We start from the raw sequence: 16,663 nt of genomic DNA on the forward strand, positions 1-16,663 counted from the left end.
TATGATGTTTAAGCAATACCTGCAAGTAACGAAACCAGGCATCATCTTTGGCAACCTGATCTCGGTGATTGGGGGGTTCCTGCTGGCCTCGAAAGGCAGCATTGATTATCCCCTGTTTATCTACACGCTGGTTGGGGTGTCACTGGTTGTGGCGTCGGGTTGTGTATTTAACAACTACATCGACAGGGATATCGACAGGAAGATGGAGAGGACCAAAAACCGCGTGCTGGTTAAAGGTCTGATTTCCCCTGCGGTCTCACTGGTATACGCCACCCTGCTGGGTATTGCTGGCTTTATGCTGCTGTGGTTTGGCGCGAACCCTCTGGCCTGCTGGCTGGGGGTAATGGGCTTCGTGGTCTATGTGGGCGTCTATAGCCTGTACATGAAGCGCCATTCCGTTTATGGCACGCTGATTGGCTCACTCTCCGGCGCTGCGCCGCCGGTGATTGGCTACTGCGCCGTAACCGGTGAGTTCGATAGCGGTGCGCTGATTCTGCTGGCTATTTTCAGCCTGTGGCAGATGCCGCACTCTTACGCGATTGCGATTTTCCGCTTTAAGGATTATCAGGCTGCCAACATCCCGGTACTTCCGGTGGTGAAAGGTATTTCAGTCGCGAAAAACCATATCACGCTGTACATCATCGCATTTGCTATCGCCACGCTGATGCTAACCCTGGGCGGCTATGCAGGTTATAAATACCTGATTGTTGCTGCGGCGGTGAGCGTCTGGTGGTTGGGCATGGCGCTGCGCGGTTATAAAGTGGAAGATGACAAAGTCTGGGCGCGCAAGCTGTTCGGCTTCTCCATCATCGCCATTACCGCGCTTTCCGTGATGATGTCCGTCGACTTTATGGTGCCAAACTCGCAGAACCTGCTGACTTACGTCTGGTAAAATCTGCGGATACGAAAAGGGTGCTTCGGCACCCTTTTTTATTACTATGCAGTCTAGAGAGCATTAGGTCTCGTCTTTTTGTTTATCATCCCAGACCTCAAAAAGCCATTTCCCCGCTTCAGCCGACTCAGCAAACATCCTTACGGTTAACGGTATGCGCGTTGCTTCCACTTCTTCCCGGTTAGCTTTGAACCACCGAGTCAGAAGAGGCGTGTTTTCCCAAGGAAAATAGCGGGTCCAGTCAACATTCGATAAATCTACATTGAATGCTTTCTGAAACTCTTCTACAGCATCTGAGAGGTCGTCTCGTGGTTCATCGAATAAATCTGTGTCCAATTCTAATGGGACCTCATTTCCGTCTTTATCGTCGTATCCAGGTATCTCATTCCTGAATAGCTTCAACACTTCATCTTGTATGCTCATTAGAAAGATGTCCACTGTATGCGATCTTTTGGTCGGGCAATCAGATTGTATTTATTCTGTGTACGCCGTGAGACCTGGTAAATAGCGTTGGTTAACGCCACCCATCCTAACCAGGGGCAATAACGCCCAATCACAGCAGCAAGCTTGTTAGTTTTCTTCATGGTAAAACCAACTGGTGTTTTAACTCTGAGGCCAAAAGGTAATCGCATATCCCTCAGTATAATTCTTGCGTACTTTGAGGCAACACTTGTTCCTTTAGTCGCGTCTCGTGGTTTTTGCCTTGTTTTTAACCAAGGTTGACCAGCCAGAATCGCGGCTCCCGATTCAATGCCAATTCCTAACTCATCACAAAATTGTTCCAGAAAGATGAGATCGAACAATTCGCCAGCTGATAGATTACTGTGACCATGATACCAATAGGTTCCATTCGCTTCTTCAGTTGTGTCCATTCAATCACCCATTATGCCGTCTGCCGATCATTCCATGCGTCGGTATAGATAATGTTCCCGTCGCAATGCTTCCATGTGATTTTTTCGTAGCGTAACTCTATGGTTTCAAGGTGATTGTTGTTTTTGTCTTCTGGCCCAGCCATCGTCGGAGAGACCGAGACAATCCGCACGCCCTCGAGCAGCATGTTGAAATACTCCACTTCCTGACCGGCATTATTGATTTTGTACCAACGAATCTCTGCAGACTTAAGATTCTGACCAGAAGCAACAGCTTTGTATAAATAGGGACTCGAGTAGTCAAACTCTTTGACGATCATCATCGGTGAATGTTGGCGTGTGCCTGTTGGTTTACCCGTTGCATTATCAGTGGGAATAGATAGATTGTGATGAAAACCTTTAAATTCAATACTGTATTCTCTTCCCTTTACGTCACACCCGCCCTTAATCAGCGCGCCACCATCGTCATAAATCCACATATTGCCTGGAATCGCCATTTTCCTTTTCCCTCTTTCCATTAGAAATAACCACAAAAAGACTACACCTGAAATTATCGCAAGTAAATTAGTTACATGTGTAATTATTGCAATTTTCCCACAACACAATTCCACATATCGTAGAGGTTTACCGCACTCTTTCCCCGCTTTACACTAGGCGCGAAATTAAAACAGAGGTGGGAATGAACGATTACAAAATGACGCCCGGTGAGTTGCGCGCCACCTGGGGTTTAGGGACCGTATTCTCGTTGCGCATGCTTGGCATGTTTATGGTTCTGCCGGTTCTGACCACGTACGGTATGGCGCTACAGGGTGCCAGCGAAGCGCTGATAGGCCTTGCCATCGGCATTTATGGCCTGGCGCAAGCCGTCTTCCAGATCCCCTTTGGTCTGCTCTCTGACCGCATTGGTCGTAAGCCGCTTATTGTCGGCGGGCTGGCGGTATTCGTTCTCGGCAGCGTGATTGCCGCCCTCTCAGATTCAATCTGGGGAATTATTCTTGGCCGTGCGCTGCAAGGTTCCGGGGCAATTGCCGCCGCCGTGATGGCGCTGCTTTCCGACTTAACCCGCGAGCAAAACCGCACCAAAGCGATGGCGTTTATCGGCGTCAGCTTTGGTATCACCTTTGCCATTGCGATGGTGCTGGGGCCAATCGTTACCCATGCGCTGGGGCTCCACGCGCTGTTCTGGATGATTGCCGCCCTTGCCACCACGGGTATCGTGCTGACCATTTGGGTCGTTCCCAATAGCACCAGCCACGTACTAAACCGTGAATCGGGCATGGTAAAAGATAGCTTCAGCAAAGTGCTGGCGGAGCCCAAACTGCTGAAGCTCAATTTCGGCATCATGTGTCTGCACATTTTGCTGATGTCCACTTTCGTCGCGTTACCAGGACAACTGGCGAAAGCCGGTTTCCCCGCCGCAGAACACTGGAAAATTTATCTGGTGACGATGCTGCTGTCCTTTGTTTCCGTGGTGCCGTTCATCATTTACGCCGAAGTAAAGCGCAAGATGAAACGCGTATTCCTCGCCTGCGTGTTACTGATCCTTATTGCAGAGATTGTATTGTGGAGCGCTAACATTCGTTTCTGGGGTCTGATTGCGGGCGTGCAGATTTTCTTCCTCGCCTTTAACCTGATGGAAGCCCTTCTCCCCTCGCTTATCAGCAAAGAATCGCCTGCGGGTTACAAAGGCACGGCGATGGGTGTTTACTCCACCAGCCAGTTTCTTGGCGTGGCGATTGGCGGTTCGCTCGGCGGTTGGGTGGTTGAAATGTTTGATGGTCAGGCCGTATTTCTGGCCGGTGCGCTACTGGCGGCAGTTTGGTTGATTGTGGCAAGCACAATGAAAGAGCCACCGTACGTCAGCAGCCTGCGTGTGGAAATTCCACCAGAAATTGCCGCAGATGACACGTTGAAGCAGCGCCTGCTGGCAAAAGAAGGAATAAGCGAAGTGTTAATTGTGGCGAAAGAGCATTCGGCCTACGTGAAAATCGACAGCAAAGTCACCAATCGATTTGAGGTTGAGCAGGCCATCAGCCAGGCGTGAAGATTGCCGGATGGCGACTAACGTCTCGTCCGGCCTACAAATAACGTGTGCTACCTGTAGGCCGGATCAGGCATTACGACTTAATCGCGGAAGTTCTTGAACTGGAACGGTTGACCGAGATCGCCGCCGCGAACCAGCGCCATGACGGATTGCAGATCGTCGCGCGCCTTACCGGTCACACGGATTTCTTCGCCCTGAATCTGCGCCTGTACCTTCAGTTTGCTGTCTTTGATCAGCTTAACGATTTTCTTTTGCACCGCGCTTTCAATGCCCTGCTTCAGCTTAGCTTCGACAAACCAGGTTTTACCGCTGTGCACGAAGGTTTCTGGTACGTCCAGCGACGTGCCTTCAATACCGCGTTTCAGCAGTTTGGCACGCAAAATATCCAGCAGCTGATTAACCTGAAAATCAGACTCGCTCAGCACCTTAATCGTCTTATTTGACTCATTCAGCTCAAAAGTGGCTTCAACGCCACGAAAATCAAAGCGTGACTCGACTTCACGGCTGGCGTTATCCACCGCGTTACGGGCTTCCTGAAGATCAACTTCAGAGACAATATCGAAAGATGGCATCTTTTCCTCTCCCTTCATTTTTGATGCGAAGCATAATACCTGCAAAGTTACTCAACAGACAGCGCTATACTAGGCTGTATCCTTTCATTGTACGTGGTAGTGACATCTGCGAACAATAATGGGGTGCGGTCGATATGGATTAACACCTGGTGCTGTTGCAGGTGAGGAGGAAGAATGAAAATTACCGTACTGGGATGTGGAGCGTTAGGACAGCTATGGCTTACAGCGCTGTGCAAACATGGACATGAGGTGCAAGGGTGGCTGCGCGTACCGCAACCCTACTGCAGCGTAAACCTGATCGACACGGATGGGTCAGTTTTTAATGAATCCCTGACGGCAAACGACCCCGACTTTTTGGCAAAAAGCGACCTGCTGCTGGTCACCCTGAAAGCCTGGCAGGTTTCTGATGCGGTAAAAGGCCTGTCTGCAATTCTGCCTGAAACCACGCCCATTCTGTTAATTCACAACGGCATGGGGACGATTGAAGAGTTACATAACATTAAACAACCCCTGCTGATGGGCACCACCACTCACGCGGCACGCCGTGACGGGAACGTCATCATTCATGTCGCTCAGGGAACAACGCGTATTGGGCCGGCGCGTGAACAAGATGGTGATTTCAGCTATCTGGCTGAAACCCTGCAAGAGGTGCTGCCGGACGTCGCCTGGCACAACACCATTCGCGCCGAGCTGTGGCGCAAGCTGGCCGTCAACTGCGTCATTAACCCGCTGACCGCATTATGGGATTGCCCAAACGGCGAGCTGCGTCACCATCCGGAAAAAATAGCGCTCATCTGCGAGGAAGTGGCAGCGGTCATCGAACGCGAAGGCCACCACACATCAGCGGATGATTTACGCTATTATGTCGAGCAAGTGATTGACAGTACGGCGGAAAATATCTCATCTATGCTGCAGGACATTCGCGCCATGCGTCATACCGAGATCGACTACATTACCGGTTATTTGTTAAAACGTGCACGCGCGCACGGCATCGCCGTTCCGGAAAATGCCCGCCTCTTTGAAATGGTTAAAAGAAAGGAAAGTGAGTATGAGCGCTCAAGCACTGGTATGTCTCGCCCCTGGTAGTGAAGAAACCGAAGCGGTTACTACTATCGATCTACTGGTTCGCGGCGGAATTAAGGTCACAACCGCCAGCGTCGCCAGCGATGGCAACCTGACGATCGTGTGCTCGCGCGGTGTGAAACTGCTGGCGGATGCGCCATTAGTCGAAGTTGCTGACGGCGATTTCGACATTATCGTACTGCCGGGCGGTATTAAAGGCGCCGAGTGTTTTCGCGACAGCCCTCTGCTGGTCGAAACCGTGAAGCAGTTTCATCGCTCCGGGCGCATTGTCGCGGCAATCTGCGCCGCTGCCGCGACCGTCCTCGTCCCGCACGACATTTTTCCCATCGGCAACATGACCGGTTTCCCGGCGCTGAAAGACCAAATCCCCGCTGATCAATGGCAGGACAAGCGCGTCGTGTGGGATCCGCGCGTTAACCTGTTAACCAGCCAGGGACCGGGAACCTCAATCGATTTCGGTTTGAAAATCATTGATCTTCTGGTCAGTCGTGAAAAGGCTTACGAAGTTGCATCACAACTGGTGATGGCAGCGGGAATCTATAACTACTACGAGTAAATCTTCAGGCCACTCCCTTATAAGGAATCATAATGAAAGGATATCTGAGTGGAGTGGCTTTATTGCTCCTTTCCGGTTATGCCACAGCGACGCAACTCGACATAAAGAGTATTGAGTATCGCTATCCCGGAAGCACTGAAATGCAATATCGCGTACCATGGTTTTCCTCGACGGATAACCCCAAGGTTGCGAAACGTATTAACGATTATATTTTCGCAACCTTTATCAATCAACTACCGGGTAATACTCCGCAGGCCACAGTAAACCAGTTTGCGAAATCAGCCATGAATCCCACCGCAAACCTTAACTACACGGTTGAATTTCGCGACGAAAAAATCCTGACCATGAATATGTTTGTCGAAGGCTGCGGAGCGTATTGCGAATCGTACAATGTACCGCTCAGCTTCGATTTAGCCAACGGCGCGGCAATTACCCTCAACGACCTCTTTTCCCGTTCTACGATGGCCGAATTAAATACTCGCATCAGAAAAGATATCCGTGGCCAAATCGACACCTTTGTTGATGCGCATAAATCGCAAACACCAGAACAAATAAAAGAAGAGAAAGGCGAAGACTTTGACTATGCCGAATTCTACGCATCATGCGCAACCTACACCGACGGGTTGTATTACATCGACAAATTCTCCCTGCAAAAAGACCATCTGGTCTTCCTGAACGGACGCTGTAGCAACCACGCCAGCCGCGCACTCGACGAGTTGGGTGATTTCACCACGAAAATCCCAACCGCGGAACTGCAAAATCGGCTCACGCCGTACGGCCAGTATCTGACTGGCGCAAAGAGTACAACACCGGTTTCGCCAGCGCCCGGCATTGACGGCAAAGTCATGTACGGCACGCTGGGAAAAAGCATGCGTATTGTGTTGAAGGTGGACTGCAAATACGGTGATTTCTTTGAAGGGGCTTACTTTTACCAGAAATTTGGCGCACCGATTGAATTAACCGGCAAATGCGACACAGCCGACAATCAACATTATGAACTGAAGACATCTGCTGCTGAACAAGCGCAAGAGAAGATAACGCTGGAGTTAAAAGACGGAGTTTATCAGGGCGTCTGGGAATCGAACGGGAAGACGCTTCCTGTGCGTTTTGAATAATATCGTTGCATTGCCGGATGGCGGCGCAACCGCCTTATCCGGCCTACAACACGGTGTTTACTCAATTACGGGCGATACACCTTCACGTTTTCAAAGCCCTGCTCGCGCAGATAAAGCGCCTGCAGACGGCTCATCACCCCGCGTTCACACCACAGCAGCCAGGTTTTACTCTGGTCCAAATCGCCGAATTTAGTGCTCAGCTTGTAGAACGGCAGAGAAACGACGTCCACGCCGTCAACCTTCAGCGGTTTATCATCCTGTTCATCCACAGAACGGATATCCAGAATCACATCGTTCGGGCCGAAGTCGCTCACGGTTTCCACTTCTACCACGGTTTGCTGCGTCTGCTGGGCAATATCGCGAATATCGATATTGTTCGCTTCTTCAACCACTTTATCGAGGATAGAGAAATCGAAGTTTTCTTCTTCGGCCTCAATCTTCGCTTTAACCGCTTTCACCGTCGGGCTTTTTGAAATTACACCGCAGTATTCCGGCATGGTACGAGCAAAATCCTCGGTGCCAATTTCACGCGCCAGATTGATGATGTGCTCTTTATCATGGGAGATAAGTGGGCGCAGGATCAGGGTGTCTGATACGTTATCGATCAAACGCAGGTTGGTCAGCGTCTGGCTGGACACCTGGCCCAGTGCTTCACCGGTGACCAGCGCCTGTACGCCGTAGCGCTCAGCGACTTTCGACGCCGCGCGAACCATCATACGCTTGAGAACCACACCCATCTGACCGTCGTCGACTTTCTCCAGGATCTCACCGACCACCGGTTCAAAGTTGATAGCAACAAAACGCACGCGATGCGAACTACCAAAACGGTTCCACAGATAATGCGCCACCTGACGAACACCGATTTCATGCGCTGCGCCGCCGAGGTTAAAGAAGCAGTAATGTACGCGGCAGCCGCGACGCATCAGCATGTAGCTGGACACGCCAGAGTCGAAACCACCGGAGATCAGCGACAGTACGTCTTCCTGCGTACCAATAGGGAAACCGCCAATACCTTCATAACGGCCTTTAACCAGCAACAGACGGTCGTTTTCGATTTCAAGATTAACCGTCACGTCCGGCTTCGTCAGCTTCACGCGCGCGGATTCAATATGCTGGTTCAGTCCACCGCCAACATAACGTTCCACCTCAATGGAGCTAAACTCATGCTTACCACGACGCTTAACGCGTACGCAGAAGGTTTTACCTTCCAGTTGGTCACGATACTGTACCAGCGCTTTCTCGAAAATATCGTGCATATCGGTAAACGGCACGTCTTCTACTTCGAGAATGTGGTGGATCCCCGGAATACGGGTCAGCGCGTCGCGAATGTCCAGGCGCTGGCTTTCATCTTTCGCGCGAACCTCAACGTGATCCCAGTGGCGGACAACGGCAAGGTCTTCATCATAGTGCTTTAAAACGTTACGAATGTTCCCTGTCAGAATTTTTATAAAGCGCAAACGCACAGATTGGCTTTTGATGGTGATTTCTGGGAACAATTTAATGATAAACTTCATGGCGGCAATGGTTCTTTGGCAAGTCTGAATGACTTGTAATGGGAAAAAATACAGCAGCCCATACCCTGCGGCTGCATCCAGGCGCGCAAGTATACCACCATCATGGTCATCCTGTGCACATCGCCTTACCATTGCGCGTTATTTGCTTATCAGTGCGAGTCCGTTACCATAGTCTTGTGCTGCCAATACAGAGAGTCAGACATTCATTATGCCGAAGAAAAATGAAGCGCCAGCCAGTTTTGAAACAGCGCTGAGCGAGCTGGAACAGATTGTTACCCGCCTGGAAAGCGGCGACCTGCCGCTGGAAGAAGCGCTGAACGAATTCGAACGCGGCGTACAGTTGGCGCGTCAGGGACAGGTTAAATTGCAACAGGCTGAACAGCGCGTGCAAATCCTGCTGTCAGATACTGAAGACGCCGCCCTTACGCCTTTTACACCGGATAATGAGTAAATGGATTTTACGCAGCAGCTACAGGCTTGCGTTGAGCAGGCCAACCAGGCACTGAGCCGTTTTATCGCGCCACTGCCCTTTCAGAACACTCCCGTGGTCGAAACCATGCAATATGGCGCATTATTAGGCGGTAAACGTCTGCGCCCGTTCCTGGTGTACGCGACCGGCCAGATGTTTGGCGTCAGCCTGAGTACGCTTGATGCTCCCGCTGCAGCCGTCGAGTGCATCCATGCTTATTCACTGATGCACGATGATTTACCCGCGATGGACGATGATGACCTGCGCCGCGGTCTGCCGACTTGCCACGTAAAATTTGGTGAGGCAAACGCGATCCTCGCCGGAGATGCGCTGCAAACGCTGGCGTTCTCCATTATCAGCGACGCCCCGATGCCGGAAGTGTCTGACCGTGACCGCATCGCGATGATCTCTGAACTGGCTCAGGCCAGCGGTATCGCCGGTATGTGCGGCGGCCAGGCGCTGGATCTGGCAGCCGAAGGCCATCAGGTTGAGCTGGATGCTCTGGAGCGTATTCACCGCCACAAAACCGGGGCATTGATTCGCGCCGCCGTACGTCTGGGTGCATTGAGCGCAGGCGATAAAGGGCGAGAATGCCTGGCAATACTCGACAAATACGCAGAAAGCATCGGTCTGGCCTTCCAGGTTCAGGATGACATACTGGATGTGGTAGGCGATACTGCAACATTGGGTAAACGTCAGGGTGCTGACCAGCAGCTTGGCAAAAGTACCTATCCTGCACTTCTGGGTCTTGAGCAAGCCCGGAATAAAGCCCGGGATTTAATCGAAGATGCCCGCCAGTCGCTGAATCTGCTGGCCGCACAGTCACTCGATACCTCGGCACTGGAAGCGCTAGCGGACTACATAATCCAGCGTGATAAATAAACCAACATATCCCATGAGCTTGCGATGAGTTTTGATATAGCCAAATACCCGACCCTGGCGCTGGTCGACTCCACCCAGGAGTTACGCCTGCTGCCGAAAGAGAGCCTGCCAAAGCTTTGCGACGAACTGCGCCGCTATTTGCTCGACAGCGTGAGCCGTTCCAGCGGGCACTTCGCCTCTGGTCTGGGCACGGTGGAACTCACCGTCGCGCTGCACTATGTCTACAACACCCCGTTTGACCAGTTAATCTGGGATGTGGGACATCAGGCTTATCCGCACAAAATCCTGACCGGCCGCCGCGATAAAATCGGTACCATTCGTCAGAAAGGCGGTTTGCATCCGTTCCCGTGGCGCGGTGAGAGCGAGTATGACGTACTGAGCGTTGGCCACTCATCAACCTCCATCAGCGCTGGTATCGGTATTGCGGTTGCCGCTGAGAAAGAAGGCAAAGAACGTCGTACCGTCTGCGTGATTGGCGATGGCGCCATCACTGCTGGCATGGCGTTTGAAGCGATGAACCACGCGGGTGATATTAAACCCGACATGTTGGTTATTCTGAACGACAACGAAATGTCGATCTCAGAAAATGTCGGTGCGCTGAACAACCACCTGGCGCAATTGCTCTCCGGCAAACTTTACTCCTCGCTGCGCGAAGGCGGGAAGAAAGTGTTCTCCGGCGTACCGCCGATTAAAGAGCTGCTCAAACGTACCGAAGAACACATTAAAGGCATGGTCGTGCCGGGCACGCTGTTTGAAGAACTGGGCTTTAACTATATCGGTCCGGTGGACGGTCACGACGTGCTGGGGCTTATCACCACACTGAAGAACATGCGCGATCTGAAAGGCCCGCAGTTCCTGCACATCATGACCAAAAAAGGTCGTGGTTACGAGCCGGCAGAAAAAGATCCAATCACCTTCCACGCGGTACCCAAATTCGATCCGTCCAGCGGATGCCTGCCGAAAAGCAGCGGCGGCCTGCCGAGCTATTCAAAAATCTTCGGTGACTGGCTGTGCGAAACCGCAGCGAAAGACAATAAGCTGATGGCGATCACCCCGGCGATGCGCGAAGGCTCCGGCATGGTGGAGTTTTCCCGTAAATTCCCGGACCGCTACTTCGATGTGGCGATTGCCGAGCAGCACGCGGTGACGTTTGCTGCCGGTCTGGCGATTGGCGGCTATAAGCCGGTCGTGGCGATTTACTCTACTTTTCTGCAACGCGCGTACGATCAGGTGCTGCATGATGTCGCCATTCAGAAACTGCCGGTCCTGTTCGCTGTCGACCGGGCGGGTATTGTGGGCGCAGATGGACAAACTCATCAAGGGGCGTTTGATCTCTCCTTCCTGCGCTGCATCCCGGAAATGGTCATTATGACCCCGAGCGATGAGAACGAATGTCGCCAGATGCTGTTTACCGGCTATCACTATAACGATGGTCCAACGGTCGTGCGTTATCCGCGCGGTAACGCGGTGGGCGTTGAGTTGGCGCCGCTGGAACAGCTGCCTATCGGTAAAGGTATCGTCAAGCGTCACGGTGAGAAACTGGCAATTCTCAACTTTGGCACCCTGATGCCGGAAGCCGCTCAGGTCGCAGAGTCGATGAACGCCACGCTGGTGGATATGCGCTTTGTGAAACCGCTGGATGAAACGCTGATCCTGGAAATGGCTGCCCAACACGACGTGCTGGTCACCATTGAAGAGAACGCCATTATGGGCGGTGCTGGCAGCGGTGTAAACGAAGTACTGATGGCCCATCGCAAGCCCGTTCCGGTACTGAACATTGGCCTGCCTGATTTCTTCATCCCGCAGGGAACTCAGGATGAAGCTCGCGCCGATCTGGGTCTGAATGCCACCGGAATTGAGGCCAAAATCAAGGCCTGGCTGGCATAATCCCCTCCCCGCTCCTGCTATGCTTAATTCATCACGAGCTAAGCAGGAGTGGATTGATGAAATACAACATCTTAGGAAAAACCGACCTTCGGGTCTCCCGCCTTTGCCTGGGCTGCATGACGTTTGGCGAACCCAATCGCGGCAATCATGCCTGGACGCTACCTGAAGAAAGCAGCCGCCCGATAATCAAACACGCCCTTGAAGGCGGCATTAACTTTTTCGATACCGCCAACAGCTACTCCGCTGGCAGCAGCGAAGAGATTGTCGGTCGCGCGCTGCGTGATTTTGCCCACCGCGAAGATGTCGTGGTCGCCACCAAGGTTTTTCATCAGGTTGACGACCTGCCGGAAGGATTATCCCGCGCACAAATCCTGCGCTCAATCGACGATAGCCTCAGACGTCTGGGTATGGACTATGTCGACATCCTGCAAATTCACCGCTGGGATTACAACACGCCGATCGAAGAAACGCTGGAAGCGCTGAACGACGTCGTTAAAGCCGGTAAAGCGCGCTATATCGGCGCCTCATCCATGCACGCTTCGCAGTTTGCTCAGGCGCTGGCCTTACAGAAACAACACGGCTGGGCGCAGTTCGTTAGCATGCAGGATCACTACAATCTGATATACCGCGAAGAAGAACGCGAAATGCTGCCACTGTGCTATCAGGAAGGTGTGGCGGTGATCCCATGGAGTCCGCTGGCGCGTGGTCGCCTGACGCGCCCGTGGGGAGAAACGACGGCACGTCTGGTTTCTGATGAAGTCGGTAAAAATTTGTACAACGAGAGCGATGAAAACGATGCGCAAATTGCCGCACGGCTGGCCGGTATCAGTGAAGAATTAGGCGTCACGCGTGCACAGGTTGCGCTGGCCTGGCTACTGAGTAAACCCGGTGTGGCCGCGCCGATTATCGGTACGTCGCGTGAGGAACAGCTGGATGAGTTGCTTAATGCGGTGGATTTAACGCTGAAACCAGAGCAGGTAGCCGAGCTGGAAACGCCGTACAAACAGCATCCGGTGGTGGGATTTAAATAAGCATTGGCGATTGCTAATTGTAGGCCGGATAAGCATAGCGCATCCGGCGATGGCGCGACGCTTATCGGGCCTACAACAGCCCCCAAAAGGGTTAAATAATCCCTACCGGCCAGTGATGGCCGATAAAATAGAGGATCCCGGCAGAAAGTATCCCGGCGACAATATCATCGATCATGATCCCCGTACCGCCATGCACGTTGCGATCAAACCAGCGGATCGGCCACGGCTTCCACATATCCAGGATACGGAAAATCACAAAACCCGCGGCAACCCACTGCCAGTCGTTGGTTGGTAGCGCCATCAGGGTTATCCACATCCCGACAAACTCGTCCCAGACAATGCTGCCGTGATCGTGCACGCCCATATCTTTCGCCGTTTGATGGCACAGATAAACGCCAATACAGATAGACAACATGACCACCAGCGAATACAACTGCCACGGCAGAAACGTCATTAAATACCAAAATGGGATCGCCGCCAGCGATCCCATCGTGCCAGGAACAATTGGACTCAGCCCGCTGCCAAAACCGGTGGCCAACAGGTGCCACGGGTTGCGCATACTCAGGCGACTTTTGGCGACATCTTTTTTAAGGCGCGGCAAAATGGTCATATCCTTTCCAGTCGAACGTGACGGGTTTTCCGTCGCGCGTAAAGTGAATGCCTTCCACATCCGCGCTCATCTGCCCGATACAGGTAAACGCTGCGCCGAGATTCCCCAGCGCCACGTCCAGCGCGCCACGGTTAATTTCCGGTACGGTAAAGCATAACTCATAATCTTCCCCCCCCGAGAGCGCCCAGCGCAGCGCCTGTTCCGATTCCACGTGTTGGGCAAATGCCGGAGAGTAAGGCAGCGCATCAACGTTAACCCGCGCGCCGCAGCCGCTGGCATTAACGATATGCCCCAGATCGGAGATCAGGCCGTCGGAAATATCGATAGCCGCACTGGCCAGATCGCGCAGGGCTTGTCCCTGCAGGATGCGCGGCGTTGGCCGCAGATGACGTTTAAGCAGATAGTCTGCGTCTTTTGCATCTCCAACCTGCAACCGATTCTGTAAAATCGCCAGCCCCGCCGCGCTGTCTCCCGGCGTACCGGTAACATAAATCCAGTCTCCCGGTTTAGCTCCGGAGCGTTTTAAGGCCCGTCCTACAGGGACGTAGCCATGGATACCCAACGTCATCGACAGTGGCCCACGCGTGGTGTCGCCGCCAATCAGTTGCATATCATAGTAATTCAGCAGTTCAAACAGGCCATCGCTGAAGGCTTCAAGCCAGGCTTCATCGACGTCAGGTAACGTGAGCGCCAGCGTCAGCCATGCAGGGTCCGCCCCCATCGCCGCCAGATCGCTCAAATTCACCGCCAGCGCTTTCCAGGCGAGATCGGTCGGATCAATGTCAGGGAGGAAGTGGTTACCAGCTACCAGCGTATCGGTACTGATCGCCAGCGTCTGTTTTTCAGGGATGTTCAGAAGTGCGCAATCGTCACCAATACCGGTTTCGACATCAAGACGAGAGGTTCTTACGCGGTCAAAATAACGGGCAATCAGGGAAAATTCGCCGCATGCCATACGTTATGCCTCAGCAGAAAAAAAAGAAAAAGCCGGGGATAGCGGAAACATGTTCCACCATCCGACCGGCCTCGGAATTACTTTTTGTTGGGGCGAATCACAGGTGCTGCTTTATCCAGTACGCCGTTGACGAATTTGTGGCTGTCTTCAGCGCCGAAGGTTTTCGCCAGTTCAATCGCTTCGTTGATGGCCACTTTGTATGGCACATCGCTACGTTTAGACAGTTCAAACAGCGCAATACGCAGCACGGCTTTTTCTACCTGACCCAGCTCTTCCAACAGGCGAGACAGGTAAGGCTTCATTAAGCCATCCAGGTACGCGCTGTTAGTCGCCACCCCGGACAGCAGTTCACGGAAATACAGAACGTCGACATCTTTTACGTCCTGTTCCGCCAGGAACTGGTATTCAACATCAGCGATGTCGTTCTGGGACAACTGCCAGGAGTAGAGCGCCTGGACGGCACACTCACGGGCGCGGCGACGAGCAGCAGGTTTCACGGATTTCCCCTTACAAAAATCAGGCCTTGATGGCTTTCAATACATTAATCATTTCAAGCGCAGTCAGTGCAGCTTCTGCGCCTTTGTTGCCGGCTTTAGTGCCAGCACGTTCGATGGCTTGTTCAATACTTTCGGTGGTCAGAACACCGAAGGCTACCGGAATGCCGCTGTCCTGAGCGACATGCGCCAGGCCATTGCTTGCACCGCCAGCCACATATTCGAAGTGCGCGGTACCGCCACGGATCACCGTACCGAGCGCAATCACCGCGTCGTATTTACCGGTTTTCGCCAGAGCGTCAGCCGCCAGCGGCAGCTCATAGGCACCTGGAACCCAAACAACGGTAATGTTTTCATCTTTAACCTGACCAATACGTTTCAGGGCGTCGATCGCACCTTCCAGCAGGCTGTCATTGATAAAGTTGTTGAAACGCGCAATGGTGATGGCGACGCGAGCGTCCGGGGTAGCAACGTTAGCTTCAATAATGTTCATATTCTTCCTTCGGGTTCGATTTATAGCCCCGTAAGGGGGGCGGATTTTATCATAATATTCTGTGCGCTGCTTCCTCTAAATCAGAAAGCCTCACGCAGTCGTTAAATGCAGGCAAACGTCCGGGCCCACCTGGCGTATCTCATTGAATTTGAAATGGGGGGCGTCAACCAGTTTCTCAAGGCCTGGAAGCACACATAATCCTCGCGCATCGCTGCCTAACAGTTTAGGCGCAACATACACGATTAGCTCATCGACCACGCCGGCCTGCAATAACGCGCCAGCAAGCGTTGGGCCTGCTTCAACCCAAATACTGTTAATTTGCTGTTTGCCCAGTTGCATCATCAGCACCACCAGATCCAGATGCCCGTTATGTTCCGGCACCTTCAGGCTACGCACCGTCTCCGGCCAGCTACGAGGGTCGTCTTCAGTCCGGACAATCCAGGTTTCTCCAGGCTGTTGCACAATACGGTGCTCCGGCGTGACCTGATTCTGGCTATCCAGAACAATGCGGATTGGCTGGCGCAGCTCTTCCTGCGGGTAACTCGCCTGAGTTGATTCCCCAAGCTCCGACCAACGCACGGTAAGCTGAGGGTCGTCTGCCAGCACAGTAGCACTGCTGGTTAAAATGGCATGGCTTTGCGCGCGCAAGCGTTGCACATCGCGGCGCGCCTGTGGTGAGGTAATCCACTGGCTTTCACCGCTGGCCATCGCCGTACGGCCATCAAGCGACGCGCCAAGCTTAAGCTGCAGATACGGGAATCCCGTACGCATGCGCTTGAGAAAGCCTTTATTCAATTGCTCAACTTCGCTCATCATCAGCCCGTGGCTGACGTCGATGCCCGCCTGCTGCAAACGGTAGAGCCCACGTCCTGCGACCTGCGGATTGGGATCCTGCATCGCCGCAACCACACGCGATACACCCGCCGCAATCAGCGCATCGCAACACGGCGGCGTGCGACCATGATGACTACAGGGTTCAAGCGTCACATAGGCCGTTGCCCCTTGCGCTTTTTCTCCAGCCATCCGCAGAGCATGAACTTCGGCATGCGGTTCGCCCGCACGGTGATGATATCCTTCACCGACGATCTCCCCATCTTTCACAATCACGCAGCCCACGTTGGGGTTGGGGTGAGTGGTAAAACGTCCGCGCGCAGCAAGCTTCAGCGCGCGCGCCATGTATAATTCATCCTGCATGGC

At 52.9% G+C, this 16,663-nt stretch carries 19 protein-coding genes; 9 read left to right on the forward strand and 10 right to left on the reverse strand.

The genetic code is table 11. The annotated features are described in order from the left end of the window. Position 1: 1 nt before the first annotated feature. Positions 2-892, forward strand: coding sequence for a heme o synthase (cyoE, locus tag SK32_RS10780; protein WP_003835956.1), 891 nt, complete (start codon positions 2-4; stop codon positions 890-892). Positions 893-955: 63 nt separating this feature from the next. Here the strand turns inward: cyoE and SK32_RS10785 are convergent, their stop codons facing one another. The 3 genes from SK32_RS10785 to SK32_RS10795 are packed head-to-tail and all read right to left on the reverse strand — an operon-like array spanning position 956 to position 2,258. Beyond that, a complete protein-coding gene (locus SK32_RS10785; protein ID WP_032948696.1) occupies positions 956-1,330 on the reverse strand; it encodes a DUF1493 family protein in 375 nt (124 codons plus the stop codon). Further along, positions 1,315-1,764 (reverse strand): STM2901 family protein, encoded by a 450-nt coding sequence (locus SK32_RS10790; RefSeq protein ID WP_048212430.1) that lies wholly within the window; start codon positions 1,762-1,764, stop codon positions 1,315-1,317. The genes SK32_RS10785 and SK32_RS10790 overlap by 16 nt, the downstream gene beginning before the upstream one ends. A gap of 11 nt (positions 1,765-1,775) precedes the next feature. Beyond that, positions 1,776-2,258 carry an Hcp family type VI secretion system effector gene (locus SK32_RS10795; RefSeq protein ID WP_048212619.1) on the reverse strand — a complete coding sequence of 161 codons (483 nt, stop codon included), beginning with the start codon at positions 2,256-2,258 and terminating at the stop codon, positions 1,776-1,778. 182 nt (positions 2,259-2,440) lie between these two features. On the opposite strand from SK32_RS10795, the gene SK32_RS10800 reads away from it, so the two are divergent. Next, a complete protein-coding gene (locus SK32_RS10800; RefSeq protein ID WP_048212431.1) occupies positions 2,441-3,805 on the forward strand; it encodes an MFS transporter in 1,365 nt (454 codons plus the stop codon). 80 nt (positions 3,806-3,885) lie between these two features. Here SK32_RS10800 and SK32_RS10805 read toward each other — a convergent pair whose 3' ends face one another. After that, positions 3,886-4,377 carry a YajQ family cyclic di-GMP-binding protein gene (locus SK32_RS10805; RefSeq protein ID WP_003831002.1) on the reverse strand — a complete coding sequence of 164 codons (492 nt, stop codon included), beginning with the start codon at positions 4,375-4,377 and terminating at the stop codon, positions 3,886-3,888. Positions 4,378-4,551: 174 nt separating this feature from the next. Between SK32_RS10805 and panE the strand changes: the two genes are divergently transcribed. From panE to SK32_RS10820, 3 genes are read left to right on the forward strand one after another with little or no spacing between them, the layout of a single operon-like run. Next, positions 4,552-5,463, forward strand: coding sequence for a 2-dehydropantoate 2-reductase (gene panE / locus SK32_RS10810; protein ID WP_003021593.1), 912 nt, complete (start codon positions 4,552-4,554; stop codon positions 5,461-5,463). After that, positions 5,426-6,016 carry a protein deglycase YajL gene (gene yajL, locus SK32_RS10815; RefSeq protein ID WP_003847587.1) on the forward strand — a complete coding sequence of 197 codons (591 nt, stop codon included), beginning with the start codon at positions 5,426-5,428 and terminating at the stop codon, positions 6,014-6,016. The genes panE and yajL overlap by 38 nt, the downstream gene beginning before the upstream one ends. Positions 6,017-6,048: 32 nt before the next feature. After that, a complete protein-coding gene (locus SK32_RS10820; protein ID WP_048212432.1) occupies positions 6,049-7,131 on the forward strand; it encodes a hypothetical protein in 1,083 nt (360 codons plus the stop codon). 65 nt (positions 7,132-7,196) lie between these two features. Here the strand turns inward: SK32_RS10820 and thiI are convergent, their stop codons facing one another. After that, positions 7,197-8,645 carry a tRNA uracil 4-sulfurtransferase ThiI gene (gene thiI / locus SK32_RS10825; RefSeq protein WP_048212433.1) on the reverse strand — a complete coding sequence of 483 codons (1,449 nt, stop codon included), beginning with the start codon at positions 8,643-8,645 and terminating at the stop codon, positions 7,197-7,199. Between the two features lie 208 nt (positions 8,646-8,853). Between thiI and xseB the strand changes: the two genes are divergently transcribed. The 4 genes from xseB to yajO are packed head-to-tail and all read left to right on the forward strand — an operon-like array spanning position 8,854 to position 12,914. Beyond that, on the forward strand, positions 8,854-9,096 hold the full coding sequence (xseB, locus tag SK32_RS10835) for an exodeoxyribonuclease VII small subunit (protein ID WP_038638224.1): 243 nt from the start codon (positions 8,854-8,856) through the stop codon (positions 9,094-9,096). Then, positions 9,097-9,996 (forward strand): (2E,6E)-farnesyl diphosphate synthase, encoded by a 900-nt coding sequence (gene ispA, locus SK32_RS10840; RefSeq protein ID WP_048212434.1) that lies wholly within the window; start codon positions 9,097-9,099, stop codon positions 9,994-9,996. Positions 9,997-10,020: 24 nt separating this feature from the next. Next, positions 10,021-11,883, forward strand: coding sequence for a 1-deoxy-D-xylulose-5-phosphate synthase (dxs, locus tag SK32_RS10845; RefSeq protein ID WP_048212435.1), 1,863 nt, complete (start codon positions 10,021-10,023; stop codon positions 11,881-11,883). Between the two features lie 56 nt (positions 11,884-11,939). Then, positions 11,940-12,914: a 1-deoxyxylulose-5-phosphate synthase YajO gene (gene yajO, locus SK32_RS10850; protein WP_048212436.1), complete on the forward strand. Its 975-nt coding sequence runs from the start codon at positions 11,940-11,942 to the stop codon at positions 12,912-12,914. A 91-nt stretch (positions 12,915-13,005) separates the two neighbouring features. Here yajO and pgpA read toward each other — a convergent pair whose 3' ends face one another. The 5 genes from pgpA to ribD all read right to left on the reverse strand — a co-directional run bounded on the left by pgpA (position 13,006) and on the right by ribD (position 16,660). Further along, positions 13,006-13,524, reverse strand: coding sequence for a phosphatidylglycerophosphatase A (pgpA, locus tag SK32_RS10855; RefSeq protein ID WP_003021578.1), 519 nt, complete (start codon positions 13,522-13,524; stop codon positions 13,006-13,008). Further along, on the reverse strand, positions 13,502-14,479 hold the full coding sequence (thiL, locus tag SK32_RS10860; RefSeq protein ID WP_048212437.1) for a thiamine-phosphate kinase: 978 nt from the start codon (positions 14,477-14,479) through the stop codon (positions 13,502-13,504). The genes pgpA and thiL overlap by 23 nt, the downstream gene beginning before the upstream one ends. 77 nt (positions 14,480-14,556) lie before the next feature. Further along, entirely contained in the window at positions 14,557-14,976 is a 420-nt protein-coding gene (nusB, locus tag SK32_RS10865; protein ID WP_000801129.1) for a transcription antitermination factor NusB, read from the reverse strand. A gap of 19 nt (positions 14,977-14,995) precedes the next feature. Next, a complete protein-coding gene (gene ribH / locus SK32_RS10870; RefSeq protein ID WP_003021575.1) occupies positions 14,996-15,466 on the reverse strand; it encodes a 6,7-dimethyl-8-ribityllumazine synthase in 471 nt (156 codons plus the stop codon). 90 nt (positions 15,467-15,556) lie between these two features. After that, positions 15,557-16,660: a bifunctional diaminohydroxyphosphoribosylaminopyrimidine deaminase/5-amino-6-(5-phosphoribosylamino)uracil reductase RibD gene (gene ribD, locus SK32_RS10875; protein ID WP_048212438.1), complete on the reverse strand. Its 1,104-nt coding sequence runs from the start codon at positions 16,658-16,660 to the stop codon at positions 15,557-15,559. Between the last annotated feature and the right edge of the window lie 3 nt (positions 16,661-16,663).

Origin of the sequence: Citrobacter sp. MGH100, from assembly GCF_001034465.1 — a bacterium.
Taxonomy (GTDB): Bacteria; Pseudomonadota; Gammaproteobacteria; order Enterobacterales; family Enterobacteriaceae; genus Citrobacter; species Citrobacter youngae.

Bases quoted from the DNA above. Each gene is read 5' to 3' on its own strand.
- cyoE (WP_003835956.1), top strand. From the start codon at position 2: ATGATGTTTAAGCAATACCTGCAAGTAACGAAACCAGGCATCATCTTT.
- SK32_RS10790 (WP_048212430.1), bottom strand. From the start codon at position 1,764: ATGGACACAACTGAAGAAGCGAATGGAACCTATTGGTATCATGGTCAC.
- SK32_RS10795 (WP_048212619.1), bottom strand. From the start codon at position 2,258: ATGGCGATTCCAGGCAATATGTGGATTTATGACGATGGTGGCGCGCTG.
- SK32_RS10800 (WP_048212431.1), top strand. From the start codon at position 2,441: ATGAACGATTACAAAATGACGCCCGGTGAGTTGCGCGCCACCTGGGGT.
- SK32_RS10805 (WP_003831002.1), bottom strand. From the start codon at position 4,377: ATGCCATCTTTCGATATTGTCTCTGAAGTTGATCTTCAGGAAGCCCGT.
- panE (WP_003021593.1), top strand. From the start codon at position 4,552: ATGAAAATTACCGTACTGGGATGTGGAGCGTTAGGACAGCTATGGCTT.
- yajL (WP_003847587.1), top strand. From the start codon at position 5,426: ATGAGCGCTCAAGCACTGGTATGTCTCGCCCCTGGTAGTGAAGAAACC.
- SK32_RS10820 (WP_048212432.1), top strand. From the start codon at position 6,049: ATGAAAGGATATCTGAGTGGAGTGGCTTTATTGCTCCTTTCCGGTTAT.
- thiI (WP_048212433.1), bottom strand. From the start codon at position 8,645: ATGAAGTTTATCATTAAATTGTTCCCAGAAATCACCATCAAAAGCCAA.
- xseB (WP_038638224.1), top strand. From the start codon at position 8,854: ATGCCGAAGAAAAATGAAGCGCCAGCCAGTTTTGAAACAGCGCTGAGC.
- ispA (WP_048212434.1), top strand. From the start codon at position 9,097: ATGGATTTTACGCAGCAGCTACAGGCTTGCGTTGAGCAGGCCAACCAG.
- dxs (WP_048212435.1), top strand. From the start codon at position 10,021: ATGAGTTTTGATATAGCCAAATACCCGACCCTGGCGCTGGTCGACTCC.
- yajO (WP_048212436.1), top strand. From the start codon at position 11,940: ATGAAATACAACATCTTAGGAAAAACCGACCTTCGGGTCTCCCGCCTT.
- pgpA (WP_003021578.1), bottom strand. From the start codon at position 13,524: ATGACCATTTTGCCGCGCCTTAAAAAAGATGTCGCCAAAAGTCGCCTG.
- thiL (WP_048212437.1), bottom strand. From the start codon at position 14,479: ATGGCATGCGGCGAATTTTCCCTGATTGCCCGTTATTTTGACCGCGTA.
- ribH (WP_003021575.1), bottom strand. From the start codon at position 15,466: ATGAACATTATTGAAGCTAACGTTGCTACCCCGGACGCTCGCGTCGCC.
- ribD (WP_048212438.1), bottom strand. From the start codon at position 16,660: ATGCAGGATGAATTATACATGGCGCGCGCGCTGAAGCTTGCTGCGCGC.